Raw genomic sequence first — 21644 nt, forward strand, 5'->3', positions numbered from 1 at the left:
CAACCGCAGGAGCCAGATCCAGGGCGGGCGATCACGCGTGCGCCGCGCCCTCTACATGGCAGCCCTCACTGCCATTCGAACCTGTGAGCGCTTCAAGACCTTCTACACCGCACTTGCTGCCCGGTCGCGCTCCAAGAAGCTCGCTATCATCGCCGTCGCAAGGAAGCTCCTGGTCGTCCTCAACGCCATCATTCGCGACAAAACCGCATTCGCATGAACACAGTTGCCATTCCGTCACTTTGACGCGTTGCAGCGGTCCAGAATCTTGCACCGCTGCGCTCGACGCGTGAGGTAACGGCATGGATTCCAGGGTCTGCGCGACGGAGCTTCGCTCCTGCTCGGCCCTGGAATGACGAAGCTGCGGGGCCTTCGCTAATCTCCGCTGTTGGAGGACATTCGGAAACTAACGGTCACCCCTAAGCTGATCAGGCAACACTCTTGCCTGATCCAGCTCTTGCCTGACCTCCCGGCGCGAAAATCTCCTGGTCGACGAAGGTCAGCGCGCGCATGGCGCAGCCTTCGCGGATCAGCGGCAGTTCGTTCGGCTCTGTGTCGAAGGAGATCGATTCCGAGTGCTGGCCGCCGGCCGTCTGGGCGATCGCCTCGCGCAGCGCCGGCTCGATCAGGTCGAAGGCGGCCGCGCTGACGCCGACCATGGCGACGGGCGCCGGGTCGATCAAGGCGAACAGACTGCCGAGGCTGAAGCCGAGCGCCTCGCCGGCCCGGCGATAGGCCTCGCGCTCGGGGCCATCCTCCTGACGGGCCTTTGCGGCAAGCGCGCGCATGTCGGCGTCGCCGACATCGGTCGGCGTGGCATCCTCGCTTATGCCCATGGCGCTACGCCAGATCGCATAATTGCCGGCATAGGCCTCGACGCAGCCGCGGCGGCCGCAGCGGCAAAGCGCTCCGCCCGGACGATGAATCATATGGCCGAACTCGCCGCCCGAGGAATGCGTGCCGGTGAACAGCGTGCCCTTCAACACCAGGCCCATGCCGATGCCGTGCGAGAGCAGGATGGCGATGAAGTCGTCGCGATAGCGCTCGGGATCGCGCCACTGCAGAGCCACCGCCATCATGTTGCAGTCGTTCTCCGTGGTAGCCGGGATGCCGAATTCCTTCTCGAGGAGATCGGCAAAGGGGATGTCGGTCAGCGGCGTGATCGGCGACCACAGCATGGCGCGTGAATGGGTATCGGTGATGCCCTGAATGCCCATGGCGATGCGGGCGACGCTGCCGACGTCGAGGTCGGGATCCTTCAGCCGGCGCCGGACAATTGCCATGCATTCGCCGATCAGCTCGTCGCGGGGCATGACGAGCGTGTCCAGGCGCTGCTGCTCCTCGGAAACCACCTGGCCGGCATAATCGATGACGGCAACCGACAGGAAGTTCAGCGACAACACCACGGTCAGCACCGCGGCGGCTTCGGGGTTGAGCGCCAGGCCGATCTGCGGCCGGCCGCGTTTCAACGCCGTCGGTTCGCTGGCCTTGCTTTCGGTGAGAATGCCCTCCTGGATCAGATCGGCGGAGATCGCCGAAATGGTCGAGTGGCTGAGCCCGGTGGTGGCGGCAATCTCCGTCCGCGATGGATGGCCGGCGCGGCGCACCGCCGAAATCACCATGGCGCGGTTGCGCCGGCGCAAATCGTCGTGACGGATTCCGACCGACATGTCCTGCACGTCCTCCCTGGTCATCGCGGCCTTGTGATGATGCCATGGCCTATCGCTGACACGCTAGGGATTGTGGCAGAAGCCAAGTTCCATGTCATTATTTATTACGGACGTCGAAAAAAATGCCTGGACCCGTCAAAACCCATCAAGATCGCAGTTGACAGGGTCGTTTTGCTGGACCAGTATTTTTTTGAGGCTCGAAAAAAAGCCTCTGTGCCGGCCTTCGGGCCAGTCTGGGTCGCGCCACACGGGCGCAGGGAGGATATCATGAAGAAATTCGCAGCCGCCATTCTGGCGGGCGTTGCCATGTCGCTGACGCTGGCGTCCGTCGCCGAGGCGAAGGACAAGGTCATTGGCGTGTCATGGTCGAATTTCCAGGAAGAGCGCTGGAAGACCGACGAAGCCGCGATGAAGGCCGCCATCGAGGCCGCCGGCGACAAGTATATTTCGGCCGACGCGCAGTCCAATCCGGGCAAGCAGCTGACCGACGTCGAAAGCCTGATCTCGCAGGGCGCCAACGCGCTGATCATCCTGGCGCAGGATGCCTCGGCGATCGGCCCGGCGGTGCAGAAGGCGCTCGACGAAGGCATCCCGGTCGTCGGCTACGACCGCCTGATCGAGAACAAGGACGTGTTCTACCTGACCTTCGACAACAAGGAAGTCGGGCGCATGCAGGCCCGCGAGGTGTTCAAGGTGAAGCCGGAAGGCAACTACGTCTTCATCAAGGGCTCGGGCTCCGATCCGAACGCCGACTTCCTGTTCGCGGGCTCCATGGAAGTGCTGAAGGACGCGATCGACAGCGGCAAGATCAAGAATGTCGGCGAGGCCTATACGGACGGCTGGCTGCCCGCCAACGCGCAGAAGAACATGGAGCAGTTCCTGACCGCCAACGACAACAAGGTCGACGCAGTCGTGGCTGCCAATGACGGCACCGCCGGCGGCGTCGTGGCGGCGTTGACAGCGCAAGGGCTGGCCGGCACCGTTCCGGTCTCCGGCCAGGACGGCGACCACGCGGCGCTCAACCGCATCGCGCTCGGCACGCAGACCGTGTCCGTATGGAAAGACGCGCGCGAGCTCGGCAAGAACGCCGCCGAGATCGCCTCGCAGCTTGCCGACGGCAAGAAGATGGGCGACATCGCCGGCGCCAAGGACTTCACGACGCCCGGCGGCAACACCGTCAAGTCGCTGTTCCTGACGCCGGTCGCGATCACCAAGGACAATCTCGACGTCGTCATCGACGCCGGCTGGATCAAGAAGGACGAAGTCTGCGCGGGCGTGCCTGCCGGCAGCGTCAAGGTCTGCAACTAAGCCTTGCCGACGTTCATCTCACGACTTGCGCCGCGGCCTGAAAGCCGCGGCGTTTTCTCAAAAGATTGCGGTTCCGCCTCAGGCGGCTAGCTTCGAGGCTGAGTTCCGGCATCCGCGCCAGACGGCAAGCCGGCGGGAGGAAATCATGACCGACACGACGTCTACCCAACCGGCGGACACCGCGCGCGCGTCGGAACTCGGCACTGTGGCCCGGTTCCTGAAGGCGACCGAGCTCGACACCCGCATGCTCGGCATGATCGGCGCGCTGCTCCTGATCTGGATCGGGCTGCATGTGATCTCCAGCCTGCGGCTTGGCGTCAATCCGCTCGACTTCGACAGCCGCACCTTCCTGACGCCGCGCAATCTCTGGAACCTGTCCGTGCAGACGTCGGCGGTGGCGATCATGGCCTCCGGCATGGTGCTGGTCATCGTCATGCGTAACATCGACCTGTCGGTCGGGTCGGCCGAAGGGGTGATCGGCATGGTCATGGGCTTTGCCCAGGTGCATTTCCTGGTTCGCTTCGTCGGGCTTGATCTCGGCAACCCGTGGATCTGGGTCCTGGCATTGCTGATCGGCCTGGCGCTCGGCCTCATCATCGGCGCCTTCCAGGGCTTCGTCATCGCCTATCTCGAAGTACCGGCCTTCATCGTCACGCTGGGCGGATTGCTGGTATGGCGGGGCGCTGCCTGGTGGGTCACCAGCGGCCAGACCGTTGCGCCGCTCGACGCCACCTTCCAGCTGATGGGCGGCGGCCCGGCAGGCTCGATCGGCGCCAAATGGAGCTGGGCCGTCGGCATCGCCGCCTGCCTGGCGATCATTTTCATGCATTTCAACGGCCGCGTGCAGCGCAAGCGCTTCCGCTTCCCGCTGCGCCCGGTCTGGGCCGAGACGCTGCTTGCCACGGTCACCTGCGCGGTCATCCTAGGCGCGGTGTGGCTCGCCAACTCCTATCCATGGCCCGTCGGAATCGTGAACCGCTACGCCGCCGCTAACAACATCACCGTCCCCGAGGGCGGGCTGTTCATCGCGCATGGCATCGCCATTCCGGTACTGATGGCGGTCGCCGTCGGCCTGATCATGACTTTCGTCACCAAGCGCACGCGCTTCGGCCGCTATGTCTTTGCCATCGGCGGCAATCCGGAAGCGGCCAACCTCGCCGGCATCAACACCCGCTGGATCACCATGAAGGTGTTCATGATCATGGGCGTGCTGGCGACGATTGCGGCGGCGATCTCATCCGCCAGGCAGAATTCGTCCACCAATGCGCTTGGAACGCTGGACGAACTTTTGGTCATTGCTGCGGCCGTCATCGGCGGCACTTCGCTTGCCGGCGGTTCGGGCACCGTGCTCGGCGCCATGCTCGGCGCGCTTCTGATGCAATCGCTGCAGTCCGGCATGGTGCTGCTCGGCGTCGACTCGCCGCTGCAGAGCATCGTCGTGGGTGCCGTGCTGGTCGTGGCGGTCTGGCTCGACACCCTCTATCGCAAGCGCGTCTGAGCAAGGACTATAGGGAGGAAAAGGATCATGGCTGACAAGACCGCTCCCGCCGGCGTTCCGCTGGTCGACATGCGCAACATCTCGATCGCCTTCGGCGGCATCCGCGCCGTCGACGATGCGTCGGTCGATCTCTTCCCCGGCGAAGTGATGGCGCTGCTCGGCCACAATGGCGCCGGCAAATCGACGCTGATCAAGATCCTGTCCGGCGCCTACAAGCGAGACAGCGGGCAGATCTTCGTCAATGGCGCGGAGGCTTCGATCTCCAACCCACGCGACGCAAAGAAATACGGCGTCGAGACGATCTACCAGACGCTGGCGCTGGCCGACAATGTCGATGCCGCGGCCAATCTCTTCCTCGGCCGGGAGCTGATGACGGGCTGGGGCACGCTGGACGACGTCGCCATGGAGGCCGAGGCGCGCAAGGTGATGGGCCGGCTCAATCCGCGTTTCCAGCGCTTCAAGGAGCCGGTCATCAAGCTGTCGGGCGGACAGCGGCAGTCGGTGGCGATCGCACGCGCGATCCTGTTCGACGCCCGCATCCTGATCATGGACGAGCCGACGGCGGCGCTCGGCCCACAGGAGACGGCCCAGGTCGGCGAACTGGTCAAGCAACTCAAGGCCGAAGGCATCGGCATCTTCCTGATCAGCCACGACATCCACGACGTTTTCGAGCTCGCCGACCGGGTTTGCGTGATGAAGAACGGCCAGGTGGTCGGCACCGCGCGCACCACCGACGTCACCCAGGACGAGGTGCTCGGCATGATCATTTTGGGCAAATGCCCGCCAGGCGCCATTCCGGGGCCAGGCGCGCTGAGGATCGCGGCATAAAGACTCGCAGATAGCCGGCTAATTAACGATTGCGTGATGTGCCAACCGCGGTGATGATTTGGCCGCGCCATTGTGTTGGCGGGGAGACTTGCCCCATAAAGATCGTTGACCGTCCACGGGCCGCATCTTTGATTTGAAGAAGCTCTTTCCGATCGTTGCCTTTGTCGCCGTCGCGCTGATCAGCCTGACGATGGCGGGGTTCGCTTATTTTGCGACGCAGGAGGCGGCTCGGATCAAGTTCGAGGGCACCGCCGATGACGCTTTGAACCGCATCGAAAGCCGCATCGACCTGCATCTGTCGCTGCTGCGTTCGACGCAGGCGCTGTTCGATGCCCGCAATGGCGACATCACGCGCGGCGAATTCAAAGCCTTCTTCACCGCGCTCGACATAGACGACAATTTCGCGGGGCTTCGCGGTATCGGCTTCCTGAAGCTGGCAAAGACCGGCGATGAGGCGGCCGTCGAACGCGATATCCTGCACGACCTTGGGTCGGCGCACCCGATCTACCCCGCGACGACCGAGCGATGGCGCGCGCCGATCGTGCTGTTCGAACCGCTCGATACGTCCAACCAGTCGATTATCGGCTTCGACATGTTCAGCGAGCCGGTACGGCGCGCGGCGATCGAAAAAGCGATGGCCGACGACCGGCAGCATGCGAGCGGCATGGTCCAGCTCGGCCAGGGTGCCGGCGTGACGCAGACCTTCACCGGGTTCCTGGTTTTTGTGCGCCTGAACGTCGAGACCGCGCCCGAGGTGATCAATGCAAGCCGCTCCTCCACGGCCGGCTTTCTCTACGCTGCCTTCCGCGCGCAGGACCTGTTCCAGGTCGCGCTCAGCCATTCTCCGCTGCTGCCGGTCAATGTCGAGGTCTATGACGGCAAGCCAGAGGACGGCAATCTTTTGTTCCGTTCGGAGGCGCCGCCGGCAGAACGCATCGGGGCGAAGCTTCTGGCGCGTCGCGATATCGTTGTCGCGGGCCGGCCCTGGACCGTGCTGTTCAGGCCCACAAGCGCCTTCGAACCGCCGTCCTCGCGCGCCATTCCGGTGATGCTCGGGCTGTTCGGCCTCTTGCTTGCAGGCGCCATCGCGCTGGTGGCGCGCTATCAGGAGCGCGCCTATGAGGCGAAGTCGGCGCTGCACGAGGCGACCGAAAAGAGCCTGCTGGAGAAAGACCTGATCCTGCAGGAGATGAAGCACCGCATCAAGAATTCGATCACCCGCGTGCTGGCGATCGCGCGGCAGACGGCCTCGCAAGCCACTGACGTCAAGGAGTTTTCGGCTTCATTCTCGGCGCGCCTCCAGGCCATGGCTGCGTCGCAGGATATGCTGACGCGCTCGCGCTGGCAGAAGGCCGATCTTGGTGACCTGCTGCGCATCGAACTTGGACAGGTGTTCGGCAAGGATCTTCCCGAAGGGGTGTTGTCGGGGCCGCAGGTGCTGCTCGACGAGACGACGACGCAAGCGCTCGGGCTGACCTTCCACGAACTCGCCACCAACGCGCTGAAGTATGGCGAAGCCGGCAGTTCGGTGGGCGCCCTGAAGGTCGACTGGAGCATTGAAGGGCGCGGTCGCGAGCGGACGCTGCTATTGAATTGGCGCGAAACGGGCCAGAAGGATCTGGAAGCGCCGGCCAAGACCGGCTTCGGCACCAAGCTGATCGACCTCAATGTCACACGCGAATTGCGCGGCACGATCGCGCGCGACTACCGTGACGATGGACTGAAGGTGGAAATCAGGATCCCGCTGGCAGTGTGAGCGCCAAAAGTCCGGAGCGGGCGAATCAGTAGCTGGACTTTTTCGAATTGAAAAAGAACGGGAGGCCGGCAGCCGGCCTCCGATCCTTTCCGTACTGAACTAGTTGCAGCGGGCCCGGTACCTCGTGCCGTCACGGTGGCGATATATGCAGTAGCCGTTGCGCAGGTTGCGAACCAGAAGGCCCGACCCGGCACCGACGGCCGCGCCGATCAGCGCACCCTTGCCGCCGCCGACCAGGCCGCCCACACCGGCGCCGATCAGGCCGCCGCCGACGACGTCCTGCTCGGTCGTGGTGCAGCCGCTGACGGCGACCACCGCAACCATGGCAATGATCATCTTCCGCATAGAATTGCTCCTCACTTTTGTCCTCACTTTCGGCAGTGCCAGCAGCCATCTAGCATGAAAAAACATGCTTTGCCTGCGCGATTTTACTGTTGCCTAACGCAGTCTTTTCGAGGCGCTCACCGTCCGACGCGACAAGCATGCCGGAGACCTCCAGGGGAGGCGCCCAGCGCTTCAAAGTTCTGTCTTGATCCTGCCCGAAGTCAGAACAATCGCCAGGTCGCGATCAAAGCCATGGCGGCCAGAAACGCAAATGCGCCCATGCGGGGCGAAAGATGCGACGATCGCGGCGCCGGTGGCGGTTCGGCTTCCTGGAAGCCACTCATCGAGACGCGGGCGGCCTGCTCCAGCCTGTTCATGTCGGCAACCATCGTCAGTCTCCCAGGTCGCGCGCCGTGGCCCGGATGGGTCTCCGGCGCATCGTTAGCCGGGAGCACAGAAGCGGACTTTATGGTGAACAGCTGGTTAAGGCCTTTGCCGGCAAGGCTCCGTTTTTGGCGCTTCCGGATCGAAGGCTATGGCGAAGTCGCCGAACTAGCCGTTGCGCACTTTTCCCGGAATAGCTCTCACGCCATCCGCGGCACGATCAATCCGTCTCGAAATTGCCTTGCGGAACGGTGAGGCGGTATTCGATGCGGTCATTGCCGATTTCCAGCGTCGCGGAACCGTTCAGCGACATCGGCACGACGCGTTCCAGCGCCACGCTGCCGAAGCGCCTCTCGTTGCGTTGCGCGTCGCCGACCGCTTCGGTCCAGGTCAGCAAAAGATTAGGCGAGCTTCCGTTTTCGGGATCGAGCCTGGCGCGCACCTCGATATGGCCCTCCGGTCGGGACAACGCGCCATAGCTTACGGAATTCACGGCCAGCTCATGCATGGCCAGGCCGATATGCAGGGCAGCATTGGGATTGAGATAAGGATTTTCCCCCTTAAACTGCAGGCTTTTAGCCAGATCGCTGCTATAGCGGCCGACTTGGCCGGATACGAGTTCCTGCAATGCGGCACCTCGCCAGTTGGAGGATGTGACCAGATCTTGCGAGGAAGCGAGCGATTGCAGCCGGCCGCGGAACCGCGCCAGGAAGTCGCCAAGCGTCTCCGTATAGCGCCCGGTCTGCGTGGCGATGCTCTGGATAATGGCCAGGAGATTTTTCGATCGATGGCTGACTTCGCGCAGCAATGCCTTCAGCGTCTGCTCGCGGCGTTTCTGCTCCGTCGTCTCCACCATCGTCGTAACCACGCCGAGGACGTCGCCGGCTTCCCCGCGGTCGGCATCGATCCAAAGCTGGAACCAGCGAACGCCCTGGCTTCCGGAAATGCTGAGCTCGAGCTGATCCGCGTTGCCGGATTCTATCACTCCGAGTTTGGCGGCTTGTATGCGCTCGGCCTGCGCCGGCGAAAGCAAATCCTTGCCGTCGGCCGTTTCGGACGCCCAAGGCGCGCTCATATTGCGCGCCCAGACCGTCTTCATCTGTCGGTCTTGGTAGAGAACCGAGATCCCGGCATTGTGCAAAGCATGAAGCAAGGCTCGCCCCAGTTGCATGCCGCTCTCCGAGGGATGCATCGCGATCACTTCGTCGTTCTGCTTACCGCTATCTTTCGTAAAACCCTCGGAAGGCATAGGAAACTTTCCGCGCTCGGTCCATGAACGGCTCAATCCGCAAACTGGTTCCGCACGAGTGGCCTCCCGAAATCCCGAAATCGCAGCGTTCTCCAAAAACGGTCCGCCGGACGGTGCTCTTTCGAGGCGCCGCCCGGCGGTGGCTGGAAACCGTTTGAGGGGTGCGGCTTCCAGTGTTGCGGTCAGGCTCTCCTGAAGAGGCCAGCAATGAGCGAGATCACCAGGAAGGCGAGGAAGACGAAGAACAAAATCTGCGCGATGCCCGCCGATGTGCCGGCGATACCGCCGAATCCAAGCGCGCCGGCGATGATCGCAACTACGAGAAATACGAGCGCCCAATACAGCATGATGCGTCTCCTTCTTCTGTCGGGAAAAGAACGTGGCTCGGTGTCGTTTGTTCCACCATTTGCCTAAAAAGACGATCCCCTTGTACGGCTTTTCAAGTCGCAACAGGCGCGTGCCACGCGCGGCAAAAGCCTCGCAGGCGCTGGAAGATTTCTGCTTCGGGGCACGGCTCAGGCGGCGGCTTTGGCCTGTCGGTCGAAGAACAGGGCCTGGCTGATCAGGGCCTTGACCATGTCGGGATTGAAGGGCTTTGTGACCAGGAAGGCCGGCTCCGGGCGCTCGCCGGTCAGCAGGCGCTCCGGAAAGGCGGTGATGAAGATGACCGGCACCGGCGTCGAGGACAAAATCTCGTTGACGGCTTCGATGCCCGAGCTGCCGTCGGCGAGCTGGATGTCGGCCAGAACCATTTTCGGCCGCGTCCTGCCGAACAAGGCCACCGCCTCGGCATGGGTGCGTGCCGTGCCCACCACGCGGTGACCGAGACTTTCGACCATCTCCTCGATATCCATGGCGATCAGAGGCTCGTCCTCGATGATCAGCACGTCGGTCGCCACCTGGCGGGAAATCTCGTTGCTCGCCTGGGCCAGCAGCTCCGAGAACTCTTCTTCCTCGACGTCGAGGATTTCCGCCGCCTCGTCCTCGCTGAAGCCCTCGACGGCAACCAGAAGGAAAGCCTGCCGCGGACGGGGCGCGAGCGCATTCAGATTGGCCGCGGCCCGCTGTTCCCAGGCGGTCTGTGCCTGTTCCTGCGGCACGCGGATGGCGACGGAGGTGAACAATCTGGCGAAAACCTTGTAGAGCGCGATGCGGTCGCTCGAGGCTTCGGGGAAGATATTGGTGTCGGCGATGATAGCTTCCAACATCGCGGCGACCAGCGCGTCACCGCTTTCCTGCGATCCCGATACCGCCCGCGAGAAGCGGCGCAGAAACGGAAGATGCGGAGCGATGGTTGCGGACAAACTCATTGTTGACGTCTCCCTCAGATGACGTTGCGTATTCAAGACCACACCGGCTGCACGCCCCGGAAAATCAAACGCCGGCTTCCGGAAAAAGTTCCGCCGGCTGGGGAACTAAATTAGCAGGCGGGCGTTTCGAGGTTTCGGGATGGGCAACCAGACGAGGGATCCGCTTGCGTTGTGGTTTGAAGCTGATGAGCGGTTCGGGTGCTGGAAACTAGGGCTACCATGAAAGAAATGTCAAAAAAACAAATGACTGATGCCCTAAGCAGGCATCGGAATGGGGATGGCAACCCGCTGGGGGCAAACTCCGAAATCGCGCGCAAGCTCAAACAGTATTATGACGAGCTGGTCTCGGATCGTGTGCCGGACCGTTTCGCTCAGTTGCTCAGCCAGCTGGAACAGGCCGAACCTGCCCAGAAAAAGGACTGAGGCATGGCCGCGGTATCCCAGAGCTTCAAGACCGAGCTGCTCGGTGCGATTCCGAGCCTGCGCGCTTTCGCCGTGTCACTGACGCAGAACGCCGACCGGGCCGACGACCTTGTCCAGGAAACGCTGGTCAAGGCGTGGGACAAGCATGAGAGTTTCCAGCCGGGCACCAATTTGAAGGCATGGCTGTTCACCATCCTGCGCAACGAATTCTATTCGCAGATGCGCAAGCGCGGCCGCGAAGTGCAGGACAGCGACGGCATCATGACGGCCAGGCTTGCCGTGCACCCGGCCCAGCACGGCCAGCTCGACCTCAAGGATTTCCGCGGCGCGCTCGAGCAACTGCCCGAGGACCAGCGCGAAGCCATCATCCTGATCGGCGCTTCAGGCTTCTCCTATGAAGAAGCCGCCGAGATCTGCGGCTGCGCGGTCGGCACGATCAAGAGTCGCGTCAGCCGGGCGCGCGCCAGGCTGCAGGAGATACTCAAGATCTCCGGAGAAGACGAGTTCGGGCCCGACGCGATCTCGGCGCAGGTCACAGGTTCGAACGCGGCTTGAGGCGATCTCTACCATTGCGGTTGCAAGGATGGCCTCAGGCCGGGGCGGCCCGTCCGCAGGCCAGGGCCACGGCTTCGACAAGATCGTCGCCCGAGAAGGGCTTGGTGACCAGGCGGATGTCCGGGAACGCGTCCTTGATCTCGTCCGAATCGGAATAGCCGGAGGCGAATACGAACGGCAGGCCCTCGCTGCGCAGCCGAGCGGCGAAATCCAGGGTCGAAACGCCCGCGAGCATCAGGTCGACCACCGCCGCGTCGAAGCGCGAAGACAGAGCTTCTCCGTTGATCTCGGCGATCTCTCGGGCGATTGTCACTTCCGCCGCGCCATGATCGCGGCAAAGCTGCTCGATATCAAGTGCGATCAGGAACTCATCTTCCAGTACGAGGATACGCAGTCCGTCGAGCAATGCTGGCACTTCTCGGTTTTCTCCTGGGGCAGGGCCGCACTGATGCGCGGAATTCGCCGCCATGTCATTTAAAAAAGACATGGGACGCGGTCTCGCGGAACCCCTGCCGGTCTCAAGCGTTTCTCTGTGCCCACAAGGGCAGGGATTTCGAAGAGGGGTCGAAATGTCCAGCCAAAGCGCACATCCGGCTGCGAGTCGTCAATATCCTTGCGAAGAGTGTCCGTTGCGGTCGTTGCCCGCCTTTCGCGCGTTCGAGAAGCAGGAGCTGTCGTTCGTAAGCACTTTCAAGCGTGGCGAACTCGCCGTCGACAAGGGGGCGACAGTCCTGGTCGAAGGCAGCCACAGCGCGCATCTCTACACCGTGCTGTCGGGCTGGGCGTTCCGCTACAAGCTCTTGCCCGACGGGCGCCGGCAGATCCTCAATTTTTCCATGCCCGGCGACCTGATCGGCCTGCAGGGAAGCCTGATGGGCGAGATGCAGCATTCCGTCGAGGCCTTGTCGACGATGCTGTTGTGCGTCTTCGAGCGCGAACAGCTGCAGGACCTTTATCGCAACTATCCAGGTCTTGCCTACGATATCACCTGGATTGCGTCGCGTGAGGAGCGGATGCTGGACGAGAACCTGTTCAGCATCGGACGCCGCACCGCGCTCGAACGAGCCGCCTACCTCATCGCCTTCATCGCCAGCCGGGCGCGCAGCGCCGGAGTAAACGGCAAGACGCCGCTGCGGATACCGATCACACAACAGCACATTGCCGACACGCTCGGCCTTTCGCTGGTCCATACCAACAAGACGATCCGCAAGCTGATGGACCGCAAGCTCATCCTATGGCGAGACGGCGGCTGCGAAGTGGTCGACTATGACGGACTGAAGAAGCTTGCCCGCTGGGAGGGGCTCGGCGAGGAACGCCGGCCGCTGATCTAGGCCGGTTGGAGCCGCCGAATCGGGAACTTTGATATAGAACGCACGTTGAAATCCAAGCAAACGCAGGGAGTTAGAGATGGCAACCGCCGCAGGCAGATCCGCAACAGATGAAGCGACCACCACCGACCTGGAAGCCGATATCGAGCAATTGAAAGCGGATATCCAGAAACTCACGGAGCAGCTCGCCAAGACTGGTCAACACGGTTATGGCGCGGCGCGTCACGCTGCCGCGGAGGGCGTCGAACAATTGCGCGCGCAAGGCGAAGCAGCCTTCGAGAGCATGCGGGGCAGCGCCGAGGACATCGAAGCGCAGCTGATAGCCAAGGTGCGCGAGAAGCCCGTGACATCGCTGGCGATCGCGGCGGGCGTCGGCTACCTCTTCGCCCTGCTTTCCCGCCGCTAGCCTCACATGGGGATGCTTGTCTCGCTTGTCTCCGCCCTTGCCTCGGGCGAGGCGATGGCCGCTTTGCAACGGGCGCGAACGACGGCAATCCTCTACGGATTCGCCGCCGTTTTCGTCCTGTGCGGCGTCGGCTTCCTCATCGGCGCCGCCTATATCTGGCTGGCGGCGCGCTACGGACCGCTGGCGAGCAGTCTCGGCTTCGGCATAGGGTTCCTGGTGCTTGCCGGGCTCATCCTTGTCATTCACAAGCTGACCAGGAGCATGCGAAGCAGGCGGCGCGCGAGACGGCGGCAGGCCGACATGACCGCGCTGGGCGTCACCGCGGCACTTGCACTGCTTCCGGCCCTTGCCAAGAGCAAGGGCGGAGCCGTCATCGCGCCCGCCCTGGCGGTGTTGGCCTACGCCATCTATCGCGAGAACGCCAAGCCCAAGCCGCGCAAGCCGGATCAGGAGGACACGCATTAGGGCTCGACCTTTCTCAGGCTGGTCGCTCGCACCAAGCTCAAACCTGTGCCCTGATCTGTTCGTACAATGGTCGCGCAAGCGATGCCACCTGGTCGGGAACCTTCACGCAAAGGGCCCGTTACCCGACCGTGCTGTGCCTGAAAAGCCCGCCGCCACGCAACATGGAGGCCAATCATGACCAAGATCGTTCCTGAAAACAAAGCCCGTCAGGGACATTGGGGCTGGCATGCTCTGAGGATACTCATCGCCGGCCTGTTGCTGGCGTTCATTGCGTGGGGCGCGGTGGAGATTTACGGGGAATTGATAAAGTCACCCAATTCCGGCGCGCAGCATGTGCCGCAGCCGCCCGGCACCGAGCAAGGCCCCGCTCCCGCCCAACCGACCTCGCAGCCCTGAAGGAGCGCTTCCCGTTCAAGCCGCCTTTGCGCTGACGCCGCGCGCCGGAACGAGCACGTTCAGCGCGCCGGGGCGGGTTTCGACCGTCGTCTCGCGCTCCAACCGGATCAACTCGCCGTCCATGACGGCTCTGACCCTTTTGACTGACGAGTGGATTTTCAGCACCGCCCTGTCTGCCTGATGCACCTCGACATGAGCGCTCTGGCGCCACCTGCCGCGCAGCATGTCCAGCAAAAGCTTTGCCAGATGATGGCGACGGCGCGCGACGCTGACATAGATACCGAGCACGCCGCCGGCCGGATTGTCGGCATAGGGCAGATGGCCTTCGCCGAACAGGTTGTTGGAAATGCCGATGCCGGTCGTGCGGGTTACAATTTCGGTCTTGCCGATGGTCAGACTCACCTTTAGCGCGGGCGGGTTCTTGATAGCCGCCCATGCCGCGCGCGCGGATGCCTGCATTTTTCCAAGTCGCGAACCGAATTCCATCTTTTCGCGCAGCTGGACCATCTTTGCGTGCATGCCGATGGAAAACTGATGAACGAAGGGCTGGCCGTTGGCGCTGGCCATATCGACGGCGATCACCTCTCCGTCGGCGAAGGACTTCAACGCACCCTCCAATGTCTGCGGAATGCCAAGGCCGCGAGCGAAGAGGTTCATCGTGCCGGCCGGGAGAATGGCCAAGGCCTTCTTCTTGTTCATGAGAAGGGAAGCGGCCGTGGAAACCGTACCGTCCCCGCCGCCGGCGAGAACGACGTCGACGCTCCGCTTGGCGATCGCTCTTTCCAATGCCGCAGCGATGTCACGACCGGCAACGATTTCGCTCTCAACGGAATGTCCGGCGGCTTCGAGGATCTGATGCAGCTGGTCGGCGAAGGCCTGGATGTCGATAGTGCGGAGCGTGCCGCCATCCTGGTTCAGCACCGCAGCAAACCGCATTCCCGCTCCGTATCTTTCTGGATTGGGCAGAAGCCTCAATCGCAGCTCAAACGAAAGTGCCCGCGCAAAGGTTCCCCGCGGTCAGGAATCAGCCAGGAATCGGCGCGATGGGGCGGCGGCGGCTTTTTGGAACAAGGCCAAGTTGGAACAAGGTCAAGGACACAACGTTGTGATCGTGTCGATACTGTCGCCCCGCCACGCCGTTCATAGGCCGCGCGGGACAGCGTCATGTACAAAGATCAGGCACGAGGAGAGATTATGATGATCCGCACTCTTTTTGCGACCACCGCGATCGCGACGCTGCTCGCGAGCGGCGCTTTTGCACAGACAACGCCCGCCCCAGCTCCGCAGGCCCCAGCAGCCGAAAGCACGGCTCCTGTCCCCCGCGCCGAGGGCGCCCTGATGACCAATATCGTCGGCGAGTCCGTCTACAACGGCACCGGTGATGACGCCCAGGACATCGGCAAGGTCGATGATGTCGTCTTCGATTCCGGCGGCAAAGCCAAATCCGCGATCATCGGCGTCGGCGGATTTCTCGGAGTCGGCAAGAAGGACGTCGCGTTCGACTACGGCAAGCTGGAATGGGCCGAGAAGAACGGCGACCGCTGGCTGGTTGTCAAGTCCACCAAGGATGAGCTGAACGCTCTGCCAGCGTTTGACCGCAAGCCTTACGATCCGGCGCCGGCGCAGTCTACCGACGCTACGCAGCCCGCCAACAACACGACAACAGCCCAGGCTCCCGCGGCCTCGCCGGCCGAGCCGGTGAAGAAGGCGGAGGGCAACCTCGCCACCAACATCATGGGCGAGTCGGTTTATAACGGCACTGGGGACAACGCCCAGAAGATCGGCGACGTGAAGGACATCGTGCTTGCCAAGGATGGGAAGGCCGAGTCGCTGGTGATCGGCGTCGGCGGCTTCCTCGGCATCGGCACGAAGAACGTCACTTTCGACTTCGACAAGGCGAAATGGGCGGAGAAGAACGGCGACCGCTGGCTGGTCGCCGAGACGACGAAGGAGCAGCTGCAGGCCCAGCCGGAGTTCGACCGCAAGCCTTATGATCCGGCGCCCGGCTCGACGACGGCCGCGAACAATGCGCCGGCGACGACCACGCCTGCGGTGGTCTCTTCGGGCACGACATCCGACAAGGGAGCGAAGCCGGCAGAGCCCGCCAAGTCGACGGCCGAGAACAAGCCTGCGACGCCGCCGGCCCAGAGCACGGCCGAGAACAAGCCTGCCGATAACAGCGGCGCTGCCACCGACCAGACCAAGACCGCATCCATCGACAAATCGACGCTGAGCGAAATGCCGATGGGCAACATCCGCGTCGACGACCTCAAGGGCACGACGGTCTATGGCGCCAACGACGCAGAGATCGGTTCGATCGGCGATGTCGTGCTGACGCCCGACAACAAGCCGGACGCGGTCATCGTCGATGTCGGCGGCTTCCTCGGCATCGGCGCCAAGGAAGTGGCGATCGGCATGGACAAGCTCAAATTCATGACCGACAAGAACGGCAAGAAATATCTCTATACCAACTTCACCAAGGAGCAGCTGCAGGCGCAGACGGCCTATGACAAGAGCAGTTATGCCGCCAACCGCGACCAGCAGCGGATGATGCTGAAGTGACGATCAGGCAGTAGGAAGTAGGAATTAGGCAGTAGGAAATAGGGAAAGAGGCTGTTGGCTTCGGCCACCCAACGCGGACCATCGCCTAATGCCTACTGCCTACTGCCTACTGCCTACTGCCTACTGCCTCCTGCCTACTCACATACCCCGCCACGCCATCCTCAGTCAGTTCCGCCAAGGCCAGCGACTGGTCGAGGTGAGCGGCGCGCCAGGCGAGCATCTTTTCCGCGAACTCCAGCCGCACCGGCAGATAGGCAGGGTCGTTCGCCAAATTGTTCAGCTCGCCCGGATCGTTCGACAGGTCGAACAGAAGCGGCGGCAGACCGCCGCCGAAATGGGCATATTTGAAGTCCATGCTGCGAATGACGGCGAGGTTGCAGGCGCGCGATCCGATACCGAAATGGCACTCGGCTTCGCCTTTGGCGACCGTGCGGAAATCAAACTCCCAATGCGCGGCGTCGCGCCAGCTCTGCGGCTCCTTGCCGTGTATCCACGGCGCGAGCGAGAGGCCGTCGAGGTGGCGCTGCGGCGCGGCGCCGATTAGGTCGAGCACGGTCGGAAAGATATCGACGGCCTCGGTGAAATGATCCACGGCCGTGCCCGCCGCGGCGCTCCGGCGCGGATCGCGGACGATCAGCGGAATGTGATAGCTGGCGTCGAAGAAGCCGCCTTTGCCGAGCATGAAATGGTCGCCCATCATCTCGGCATGGTCGGAGGTCAGCACGATGACGGTGTCGTCCCAGGCGCCCGCTGATTTGATCGCTTGCCAGATGCGGCCGAGCTGCGCGTCGACCTCGGAGATCATGCCGTAATAGATCGCGCGGATGCGGCGAAAGTTCTCGTCGCTCCAATCCGCCACCTTGCCCTCGATGCCGGGAACGAATTTTGTTCGCTTCTGCCCGGCGAGATCGTAGGCGAGATAGGGATGGCTCTCGGCTTCGGCTTGCGGGTTTGCCGCGCGCTTGAAAGCGGGCCCTTCGGCCGGATCATACATGCTGTTGTAGGGTTCGGGCACGATGAAGGGCGGGTGTGGGCTGATGAAGGAGATATGCGCGAACCACGGCGCGCGCTCCTCCTGCTCGCCAAGCCAGCGGATGAACTCGCCGGCCAGGAAAGCGGTCGGCGTCTGGTCTTTCGAATAGACGGGCGGCGCGTTGGTCACGTCGCGTTCCGCCTGACCGCGGGCCGGACGGTGGATGTCGGGGCTGCCCGCGCTGGTGTCGATGCCTTGCGCGCGCAGCCACGACAGCCATTGCTTCTGATGCTCAGGCAGGGCCTGGCGTACGGTGAAGCCCGGCAGCACGCCCTCATAGCTGCGCAGCCGAGGATCCCCGGTCGCCAGCCGGCGCGGATCGAGCGAGACATCGGTGTAGCCGAACAGGGTGGGATCATAGCCCGCCGCGCGCGCCGAAAGCGCGATGTTGCCATGGCGCGCATCAAGCGGCGTGCCATTGCGGCAGACGCGGTTGTTCATCTGGTAGAGCCCGGTGTAGAGGCACGCGCGGGCAGGAGAACACGGCGCGGCCCCGCCATAGTGGCGGCGGAAAAGCACACCCTCCGCGGCGAGCGCATCCACATTCGGCGTCTTCACCACCGGATGGCCGGCCGCCGACAGGCAATCGCCACGCCACTGATCGCAGGTGATGAGGAGAACATTCGGGCGGCTCGGCTGATTGTCCAAGATCGTCTCCTTGTGGAAGCGCTCAGATGGACCGGGAATCACCGGCGTTGCAAGCCAATGCCGGTGATAGATTGGTGAACATATTTCGAATGGTTGTTCACTGTTATGACACAGTCCATTCTGTGTTTGCCCGCTTTTTCGCCAGCCCGCCTATCCTCATATTGGCATGGACAGCGGCGAGGGCCGCATAAGGACAAGGGAAGGAGCACGATCATGCTCAATCAGATCCAGGGGTTGCATCACGTCACCTCGATGGCGAGCGATGCACGCCGCAACAATGAGTTCTCTACAAAAAAGCTCGGCCTGCGCCGGGTGAAGAAGACCGTCAATTTCGACGCGCCGGACGTCTACCATCTCTATTACGCCGACGAGGTCGGCACGCCGGGTTCGGTGATGACCTATTTCCCGTTCCCCGATATCGCCAAGGGTAGACACGGCGTCGGCGAGGTGGGGACAACGGTGTTCTCAGTGCCGGAAGGCACGTTGGCCTATTGGGAAGAGCGCTTCGCCGAGGAGGGCGTGGGCAATGTTGCCCGCACCGAAAGCTTCGGCGAAAAGCGGCTCACCTTCACCGGCCCGGACGGCGACAGTTTCGCGCTCGTCGAGGACAAGACCGACAAGCGGGCGCCTTGGGTCAAGGGCGGCGTTCCCGGCGACGAGGCGATCCGAGGCTTCCACTCGGTCTCGCTCCGGCTGAAGGATGGCGGCGCCACCGAGGAGCTGCTGAAGTTCATGGGCTATGAGGAGGTCGACAAGTCCGGCAATATCCGCCGGCTGTCGATCAAGAATGGCAACGGCGCCGATATCGTCGACATCGAATCGTTGCCGGGTGCCGGCTTTGCCAATCTTGGCGCCGGCTCGGTGCATCACGTCGCCTTCGCGGTCGAGGATCGCGCCAAGCAGCTGGAAGTACGCAAGGCGCTGGTCGACACGGGCTATGGGGTGACGCCGGTCATCGACCGCGATTATTTCTGGGCGATCTATTTCCGCACGCCGGGTGGCGTGCTGTTCGAGGTCTCCACCAACGAACCGGGCTTCGACCGCGACGAGGACACCGCGCATCTCGGCGAGGCGCTGAAGCTGCCGACGCAGCATCAGCATTTGCGGCCTTACCTCGAAGAACACCTGCCGAAGCTGGAAGACTGAAGCCATGAGCAAGGACGCTTACATCCACAAGGTGCTGCCCGGTTCGTCGGGCAGTCCGCTGCTCTTCGTCCTGCACGGCACCGGCGCCGACGAGAACCAGCTTCTCGGTTTCGGCCGCGAGCTTCTGCCTTCGGCGACGATCGTGTCGCCGCGCGGCGATGTATCGGAGCACGGTGCTGCGCGCTTCTTCCGCCGTACCGGCGAGGGCGTGTACGACATGGACGATCTGGCGCGCGCGACATCGAAGATGGCAGGCTTCGTCAAGGCGCATGCCGAAGCGGCAAAACCCTCGGCGGTGTTCGGCCTCGGCTACTCCAACGGCGCCAACGTCCTGGCTTCGGTGGTGTTTGCCGAGCCCGGCCTGTTCGACGCCACGGCGCTGATGCATCCGCTGATCCCGTTCCAGCCGCAGGTGCAGGGCAGTCTTGCCGGCCGCCATATCCTGATCACGGCCGGCAGGCGCGATCCGATCTGCCCGCCCAATTTGACGTCGCGGCTCGAGGCCTATTTGCGCGCCGACGGCGCCGATGTCACAGTGGAATGGCACGACGGCGGGCATGAGGTTCGGCCGAACGAAATCGAGGCGGCGCGGCGGTTTTTCGCGCCGGCGCCGGTTGCCGAAGGAGGCAAGTAAAAATGGCTGACCAACTGCCCGAGATCGACCTGGAAGACCGCGGCTCCAAGGGGCGCTATGTGCTGCGCGGCCCCGGCGGCGCCGAGGCCGAGATGACCTTCACCAAGATCGGCGAGCACCAGCTGATCATCGACCACACCGAGGTGCCGGATGTGTTTCGCGGCCAGGGCGCCGGGCTTCGGCTCGTCACCCGCGCGGTCGAGGATGCGCGCGCCGCCGGCAAGAAGATCATCCCGCTCTGCCCCTTCGCCAACGCCCAGTTCCGCCGTCACCCTGAATGGGCGGATGTGCTGAAGCAGTAGTGCCGTCTTCCGTTCTCCCCTTTGTGGGCCCACAAGGGGAGAAGGGAAAGAGCCAGCCGGCATTTGCACCGTCCGGTCATCTTGCCTAAGTTGACGGTTCGCTCGGACGAAACCTGTCGTCCCGCCCGTCCCCGATTTGAATGGCTTCCCTGATGACCGATACCGACCTGATCCCCGTTTTCGACGGACATAACGACACGCTGCTTCGGCTCTACCAGTCGAAGGAAGCCGATGTCGAAAAGCTGTTCATCGAGGGGACGCCGGGCGGGCATATCGACCTGCCGCGCGCCAGGAAGGGCGGCTTTGCCGGCGGCATGTTCGCGATCTTTCCCCCGCCGGTCGAAAAGTCGAAACGCAGCGCCGTCCCGCCGGCACCGAGCGACAATGAACCGCTGCCGCCGGAACTGCCGCAGGCCGATGCGATCACCTCGACCATCGGCATGGCTTCGATCCTGTTTAGGCTGGAGCGCGCCGGCGCGCTGACCGTCTGCCGCAGCGCCGGCGATGTGCGGGACGCGATGGCCAAGGGCTCGATCGCGGCGGTGTTCCACATCGAGGGCGTCGAGGCGATCGATCCCGAGCTTGCCATGCTCGACGTGCTGCATGCTGCAGGTCTGCGTTCGCTGGGCATCGTCTGGAGCCGTCCCAACGCCTTCGGCAATGGCGTGCCGTTCCGCTTTCCGTCCTCGCCCGACACGGGGCCTGGCCTCACCGATGCCGGCAAGGCGCTGGTCCAGGCCTGCAACAAGCTCCGCATCATGATCGACCTCTCGCATCTCAACGAGAAGGGTTTTCGCGATGTCGCGGCGCTGAGTGACGCGCCGCTGGTCGCGACCCATTCCAATGTGCATGCGATCTGCGGCCATTCGCGCAACCTGACCGACTGGCAGCTTGGCGCGATCCGCGAATCGGGCGGCATGGTGGGTCTCAACTTCGCCACCGGCTTCCTGCGCGAGGACGGCCGCATGAACGCCGATACCAGCCTCGACATCATGGTGCGCCACATCGACTCGCTGTTGCAGGCGCTGGGTGAGGACGGCGTCGGGCTGGGTTCGGATTTCGACGGCGCCATGATCCCGGCTGTTATCGGCGACGTTGCCGGCCTGCCCAAGCTCATCGATGCGCTGGCGGCTCGCGGTTTCGGGCGTGCGCTGATCGAGAAGATCGCTTACCGGAATTGGTTGAATGTGCTTGAGCGAACGATCGGCTGAGACCCTGTCGATATTCAGGTGATGCCGGCCTGAGTTGTAAACTTGCAGTGTGGATTGGCTGACGCCCCGAAATTCGTCATCCACGGGCGGAGCGGGAGCGAAGCGGACGCGCAGACCCGAGGATCCTGTGTGTTGGTTCTGGTGTATGGTTGAAGTGGGAAGGAGGCCGAGTGGATCCTGGTCGTCCTTTCGGACAGGCCGTGGCATGGCC

Annotated in this window: 25 protein-coding genes; 16 read left to right on the forward strand and 9 right to left on the reverse strand. The window is 63.2% G+C overall.

From position 1 onward, the window contains the following. Window positions 1-217: transposase (locus O7A05_RS32500; protein ID WP_337097430.1), on the forward strand; the 217-nt coding region annotated here is incomplete at its 5' end. 208 nt (window positions 218-425) lie between these two features. Here O7A05_RS32500 and O7A05_RS32505 read toward each other — a convergent pair. Further along, window positions 426-1667, reverse strand: coding sequence for an ROK family protein (locus tag O7A05_RS32505; RefSeq protein ID WP_337097462.1), 1242 nt, complete (start codon window positions 1665-1667; stop codon window positions 426-428). 267 nt (window positions 1668-1934) lie between these two features. Between O7A05_RS32505 and xylF the strand changes: the two genes are divergently transcribed. From xylF to O7A05_RS32525, 4 genes are all read left to right on the forward strand, one after another. Further along, window positions 1935-2975 carry a D-xylose ABC transporter substrate-binding protein gene (gene xylF / locus O7A05_RS32510; RefSeq protein WP_337097432.1) on the forward strand — a complete coding sequence of 347 codons (1041 nt, stop codon included), beginning with the start codon at window positions 1935-1937 and terminating at the stop codon, window positions 2973-2975. A 145-nt stretch (window positions 2976-3120) separates the two neighbouring features. Continuing rightward, window positions 3121-4473 (forward strand): sugar ABC transporter permease, encoded by a 1353-nt coding sequence (locus O7A05_RS32515; RefSeq protein WP_337097433.1) that lies wholly within the window; start codon window positions 3121-3123, stop codon window positions 4471-4473. A gap of 27 nt (window positions 4474-4500) precedes the next feature. Continuing rightward, the gene (locus tag O7A05_RS32520) at window positions 4501-5301 is read left to right on the forward strand and encodes an ATP-binding cassette domain-containing protein (RefSeq protein WP_337097434.1); all 801 of its coding nucleotides are present in this window, start codon (window positions 4501-4503) and stop codon (window positions 5299-5301) included. A gap of 133 nt (window positions 5302-5434) precedes the next feature. Next, on the forward strand, window positions 5435-7057 hold the full coding sequence (locus tag O7A05_RS32525; protein WP_337097435.1) for a CHASE domain-containing protein: 1623 nt from the start codon (window positions 5435-5437) through the stop codon (window positions 7055-7057). A gap of 99 nt (window positions 7058-7156) precedes the next feature. On the opposite strand, the gene O7A05_RS32530 is transcribed toward O7A05_RS32525, so the two are convergent. The 5 genes from O7A05_RS32530 to O7A05_RS32555 all read right to left on the reverse strand — a co-directional run bounded on the left by O7A05_RS32530 (window position 7157) and on the right by O7A05_RS32555 (window position 10324). Further along, complete coding sequence (locus O7A05_RS32530) at window positions 7157-7402, reverse strand: YMGG-like glycine zipper-containing protein (RefSeq protein WP_337097436.1); 246 nt, start codon at window positions 7400-7402, stop codon at window positions 7157-7159. Between the two features lie 200 nt (window positions 7403-7602). Then, complete coding sequence (locus O7A05_RS32535; RefSeq protein WP_337097438.1) at window positions 7603-7770, reverse strand: hypothetical protein; 168 nt, start codon at window positions 7768-7770, stop codon at window positions 7603-7605. A 215-nt stretch (window positions 7771-7985) separates the two neighbouring features. Continuing rightward, window positions 7986-9014 (reverse strand): sensor histidine kinase, encoded by a 1029-nt coding sequence (locus O7A05_RS32540; protein WP_337097464.1) that lies wholly within the window; start codon window positions 9012-9014, stop codon window positions 7986-7988. Between the two features lie 182 nt (window positions 9015-9196). After that, entirely contained in the window at window positions 9197-9361 is a 165-nt protein-coding gene (locus O7A05_RS32545) for a DUF1328 domain-containing protein (protein ID WP_108606680.1), read from the reverse strand. A gap of 168 nt (window positions 9362-9529) precedes the next feature. After that, window positions 9530-10324, reverse strand: coding sequence for a response regulator (locus tag O7A05_RS32555; RefSeq protein WP_224589568.1), 795 nt, complete (start codon window positions 10322-10324; stop codon window positions 9530-9532). A 219-nt stretch (window positions 10325-10543) separates the two neighbouring features. On the opposite strand from O7A05_RS32555, the gene O7A05_RS32560 reads away from it, so the two are divergent. Continuing rightward, window positions 10544-10747: a NepR family anti-sigma factor gene (locus O7A05_RS32560; protein WP_337097441.1), complete on the forward strand. Its 204-nt coding sequence runs from the start codon at window positions 10544-10546 to the stop codon at window positions 10745-10747. 3 nt (window positions 10748-10750) lie between these two features. Then, on the forward strand, window positions 10751-11302 hold the full coding sequence (locus O7A05_RS32565; RefSeq protein WP_040985057.1) for an RNA polymerase sigma factor: 552 nt from the start codon (window positions 10751-10753) through the stop codon (window positions 11300-11302). A gap of 34 nt (window positions 11303-11336) precedes the next feature. On the opposite strand, the gene O7A05_RS32570 is transcribed toward O7A05_RS32565, so the two are convergent. After that, window positions 11337-11717, reverse strand: coding sequence for a response regulator (locus tag O7A05_RS32570; protein WP_337097467.1), 381 nt, complete (start codon window positions 11715-11717; stop codon window positions 11337-11339). A gap of 154 nt (window positions 11718-11871) precedes the next feature. On the opposite strand from O7A05_RS32570, the gene O7A05_RS32575 reads away from it, so the two are divergent. From O7A05_RS32575 to O7A05_RS32590, 4 genes are all read left to right on the forward strand, one after another. Then, window positions 11872-12633 (forward strand): Crp/Fnr family transcriptional regulator, encoded by a 762-nt coding sequence (locus tag O7A05_RS32575; protein WP_337097442.1) that lies wholly within the window; start codon window positions 11872-11874, stop codon window positions 12631-12633. A 76-nt stretch (window positions 12634-12709) separates the two neighbouring features. Continuing rightward, window positions 12710-13036: an ElaB/YgaM/YqjD family protein gene (locus tag O7A05_RS32580; protein WP_337097444.1), complete on the forward strand. Its 327-nt coding sequence runs from the start codon at window positions 12710-12712 to the stop codon at window positions 13034-13036. A 6-nt stretch (window positions 13037-13042) separates the two neighbouring features. Next, entirely contained in the window at window positions 13043-13501 is a 459-nt protein-coding gene (locus O7A05_RS32585) for a phage holin family protein (RefSeq protein ID WP_337097446.1), read from the forward strand. A 174-nt stretch (window positions 13502-13675) separates the two neighbouring features. Beyond that, window positions 13676-13897: a hypothetical protein gene (locus O7A05_RS32590; protein WP_201412059.1), complete on the forward strand. Its 222-nt coding sequence runs from the start codon at window positions 13676-13678 to the stop codon at window positions 13895-13897. 15 nt (window positions 13898-13912) lie between these two features. On the opposite strand, the gene O7A05_RS32595 is transcribed toward O7A05_RS32590, so the two are convergent. Beyond that, window positions 13913-14833, reverse strand: coding sequence for a diacylglycerol/lipid kinase family protein (locus tag O7A05_RS32595; protein WP_337097449.1), 921 nt, complete (start codon window positions 14831-14833; stop codon window positions 13913-13915). Window positions 14834-15094: 261 nt separating this feature from the next. On the opposite strand from O7A05_RS32595, the gene O7A05_RS32600 reads away from it, so the two are divergent. After that, window positions 15095-16459 (forward strand): PRC-barrel domain-containing protein, encoded by a 1365-nt coding sequence (locus O7A05_RS32600; protein WP_337097450.1) that lies wholly within the window; start codon window positions 15095-15097, stop codon window positions 16457-16459. A 106-nt stretch (window positions 16460-16565) separates the two neighbouring features. On the opposite strand, the gene O7A05_RS32605 is transcribed toward O7A05_RS32600, so the two are convergent. Beyond that, window positions 16566-18140 (reverse strand): alkaline phosphatase family protein, encoded by a 1575-nt coding sequence (locus O7A05_RS32605; RefSeq protein WP_337097451.1) that lies wholly within the window; start codon window positions 18138-18140, stop codon window positions 16566-16568. 213 nt (window positions 18141-18353) lie between these two features. Between O7A05_RS32605 and O7A05_RS32610 the strand changes: the two genes are divergently transcribed. From O7A05_RS32610 to O7A05_RS32625, 4 genes are all read left to right on the forward strand, one after another. Continuing rightward, the gene (locus O7A05_RS32610) at window positions 18354-19286 is read left to right on the forward strand and encodes a VOC family protein (RefSeq protein WP_337097454.1); all 933 of its coding nucleotides are present in this window, start codon (window positions 18354-18356) and stop codon (window positions 19284-19286) included. 4 nt (window positions 19287-19290) lie between these two features. Then, a complete protein-coding gene (locus tag O7A05_RS32615) occupies window positions 19291-19920 on the forward strand; it encodes an alpha/beta hydrolase (protein WP_337097456.1) in 630 nt (209 codons plus the stop codon). A gap of 2 nt (window positions 19921-19922) precedes the next feature. Next, entirely contained in the window at window positions 19923-20222 is a 300-nt protein-coding gene (locus O7A05_RS32620; RefSeq protein WP_337097458.1) for a GNAT family N-acetyltransferase, read from the forward strand. A 152-nt stretch (window positions 20223-20374) separates the two neighbouring features. Continuing rightward, window positions 20375-21433: a dipeptidase gene (locus O7A05_RS32625; protein ID WP_337097460.1), complete on the forward strand. Its 1059-nt coding sequence runs from the start codon at window positions 20375-20377 to the stop codon at window positions 21431-21433. The last annotated feature ends 211 nt before the right edge of the window (window positions 21434-21644 follow it).

This window comes from Mesorhizobium argentiipisi (SeqCode) (genome assembly GCF_037179585.1).
Lineage (GTDB): Bacteria > Pseudomonadota > Alphaproteobacteria > Rhizobiales > Rhizobiaceae > Mesorhizobium > Mesorhizobium argentiipisi.

Excerpts from the sequence above, each read along its gene's own strand:
- O7A05_RS32505 (WP_337097462.1), bottom strand. The coding sequence starts at position 1,667 with ATGTCGGTCGGAATCCGTCACGACGATTTGCGCCGGCGCAACCGCGCC.
- xylF (WP_337097432.1), top strand. The coding sequence starts at position 1,935 with ATGAAGAAATTCGCAGCCGCCATTCTGGCGGGCGTTGCCATGTCGCTG.
- O7A05_RS32515 (WP_337097433.1), top strand. The coding sequence starts at position 3,121 with ATGACCGACACGACGTCTACCCAACCGGCGGACACCGCGCGCGCGTCG.
- O7A05_RS32520 (WP_337097434.1), top strand. The coding sequence starts at position 4,501 with ATGGCTGACAAGACCGCTCCCGCCGGCGTTCCGCTGGTCGACATGCGC.
- O7A05_RS32530 (WP_337097436.1), bottom strand. The coding sequence starts at position 7,402 with ATGCGGAAGATGATCATTGCCATGGTTGCGGTGGTCGCCGTCAGCGGC.
- O7A05_RS32535 (WP_337097438.1), bottom strand. The coding sequence starts at position 7,770 with ATGGTTGCCGACATGAACAGGCTGGAGCAGGCCGCCCGCGTCTCGATG.
- O7A05_RS32540 (WP_337097464.1), bottom strand. The coding sequence starts at position 9,014 with ATGCCTTCCGAGGGTTTTACGAAAGATAGCGGTAAGCAGAACGACGAA.
- O7A05_RS32545 (WP_108606680.1), bottom strand. The coding sequence starts at position 9,361 with ATGCTGTATTGGGCGCTCGTATTTCTCGTAGTTGCGATCATCGCCGGC.
- O7A05_RS32555 (WP_224589568.1), bottom strand. The coding sequence starts at position 10,324 with ATGAGTTTGTCCGCAACCATCGCTCCGCATCTTCCGTTTCTGCGCCGC.
- O7A05_RS32560 (WP_337097441.1), top strand. The coding sequence starts at position 10,544 with ATGAAAGAAATGTCAAAAAAACAAATGACTGATGCCCTAAGCAGGCAT.
- O7A05_RS32565 (WP_040985057.1), top strand. The coding sequence starts at position 10,751 with ATGGCCGCGGTATCCCAGAGCTTCAAGACCGAGCTGCTCGGTGCGATT.
- O7A05_RS32575 (WP_337097442.1), top strand. The coding sequence starts at position 11,872 with ATGTCCAGCCAAAGCGCACATCCGGCTGCGAGTCGTCAATATCCTTGC.
- O7A05_RS32580 (WP_337097444.1), top strand. The coding sequence starts at position 12,710 with ATGGCAACCGCCGCAGGCAGATCCGCAACAGATGAAGCGACCACCACC.
- O7A05_RS32585 (WP_337097446.1), top strand. The coding sequence starts at position 13,043 with ATGGGGATGCTTGTCTCGCTTGTCTCCGCCCTTGCCTCGGGCGAGGCG.
- O7A05_RS32590 (WP_201412059.1), top strand. The coding sequence starts at position 13,676 with ATGACCAAGATCGTTCCTGAAAACAAAGCCCGTCAGGGACATTGGGGC.
- O7A05_RS32595 (WP_337097449.1), bottom strand. The coding sequence starts at position 14,833 with ATGCGGTTTGCTGCGGTGCTGAACCAGGATGGCGGCACGCTCCGCACT.
- O7A05_RS32600 (WP_337097450.1), top strand. The coding sequence starts at position 15,095 with ATGATCCGCACTCTTTTTGCGACCACCGCGATCGCGACGCTGCTCGCG.
- O7A05_RS32610 (WP_337097454.1), top strand. The coding sequence starts at position 18,354 with ATGCTCAATCAGATCCAGGGGTTGCATCACGTCACCTCGATGGCGAGC.
- O7A05_RS32615 (WP_337097456.1), top strand. The coding sequence starts at position 19,291 with ATGAGCAAGGACGCTTACATCCACAAGGTGCTGCCCGGTTCGTCGGGC.
- O7A05_RS32620 (WP_337097458.1), top strand. The coding sequence starts at position 19,923 with ATGGCTGACCAACTGCCCGAGATCGACCTGGAAGACCGCGGCTCCAAG.
- O7A05_RS32625 (WP_337097460.1), top strand. The coding sequence starts at position 20,375 with ATGACCGATACCGACCTGATCCCCGTTTTCGACGGACATAACGACACG.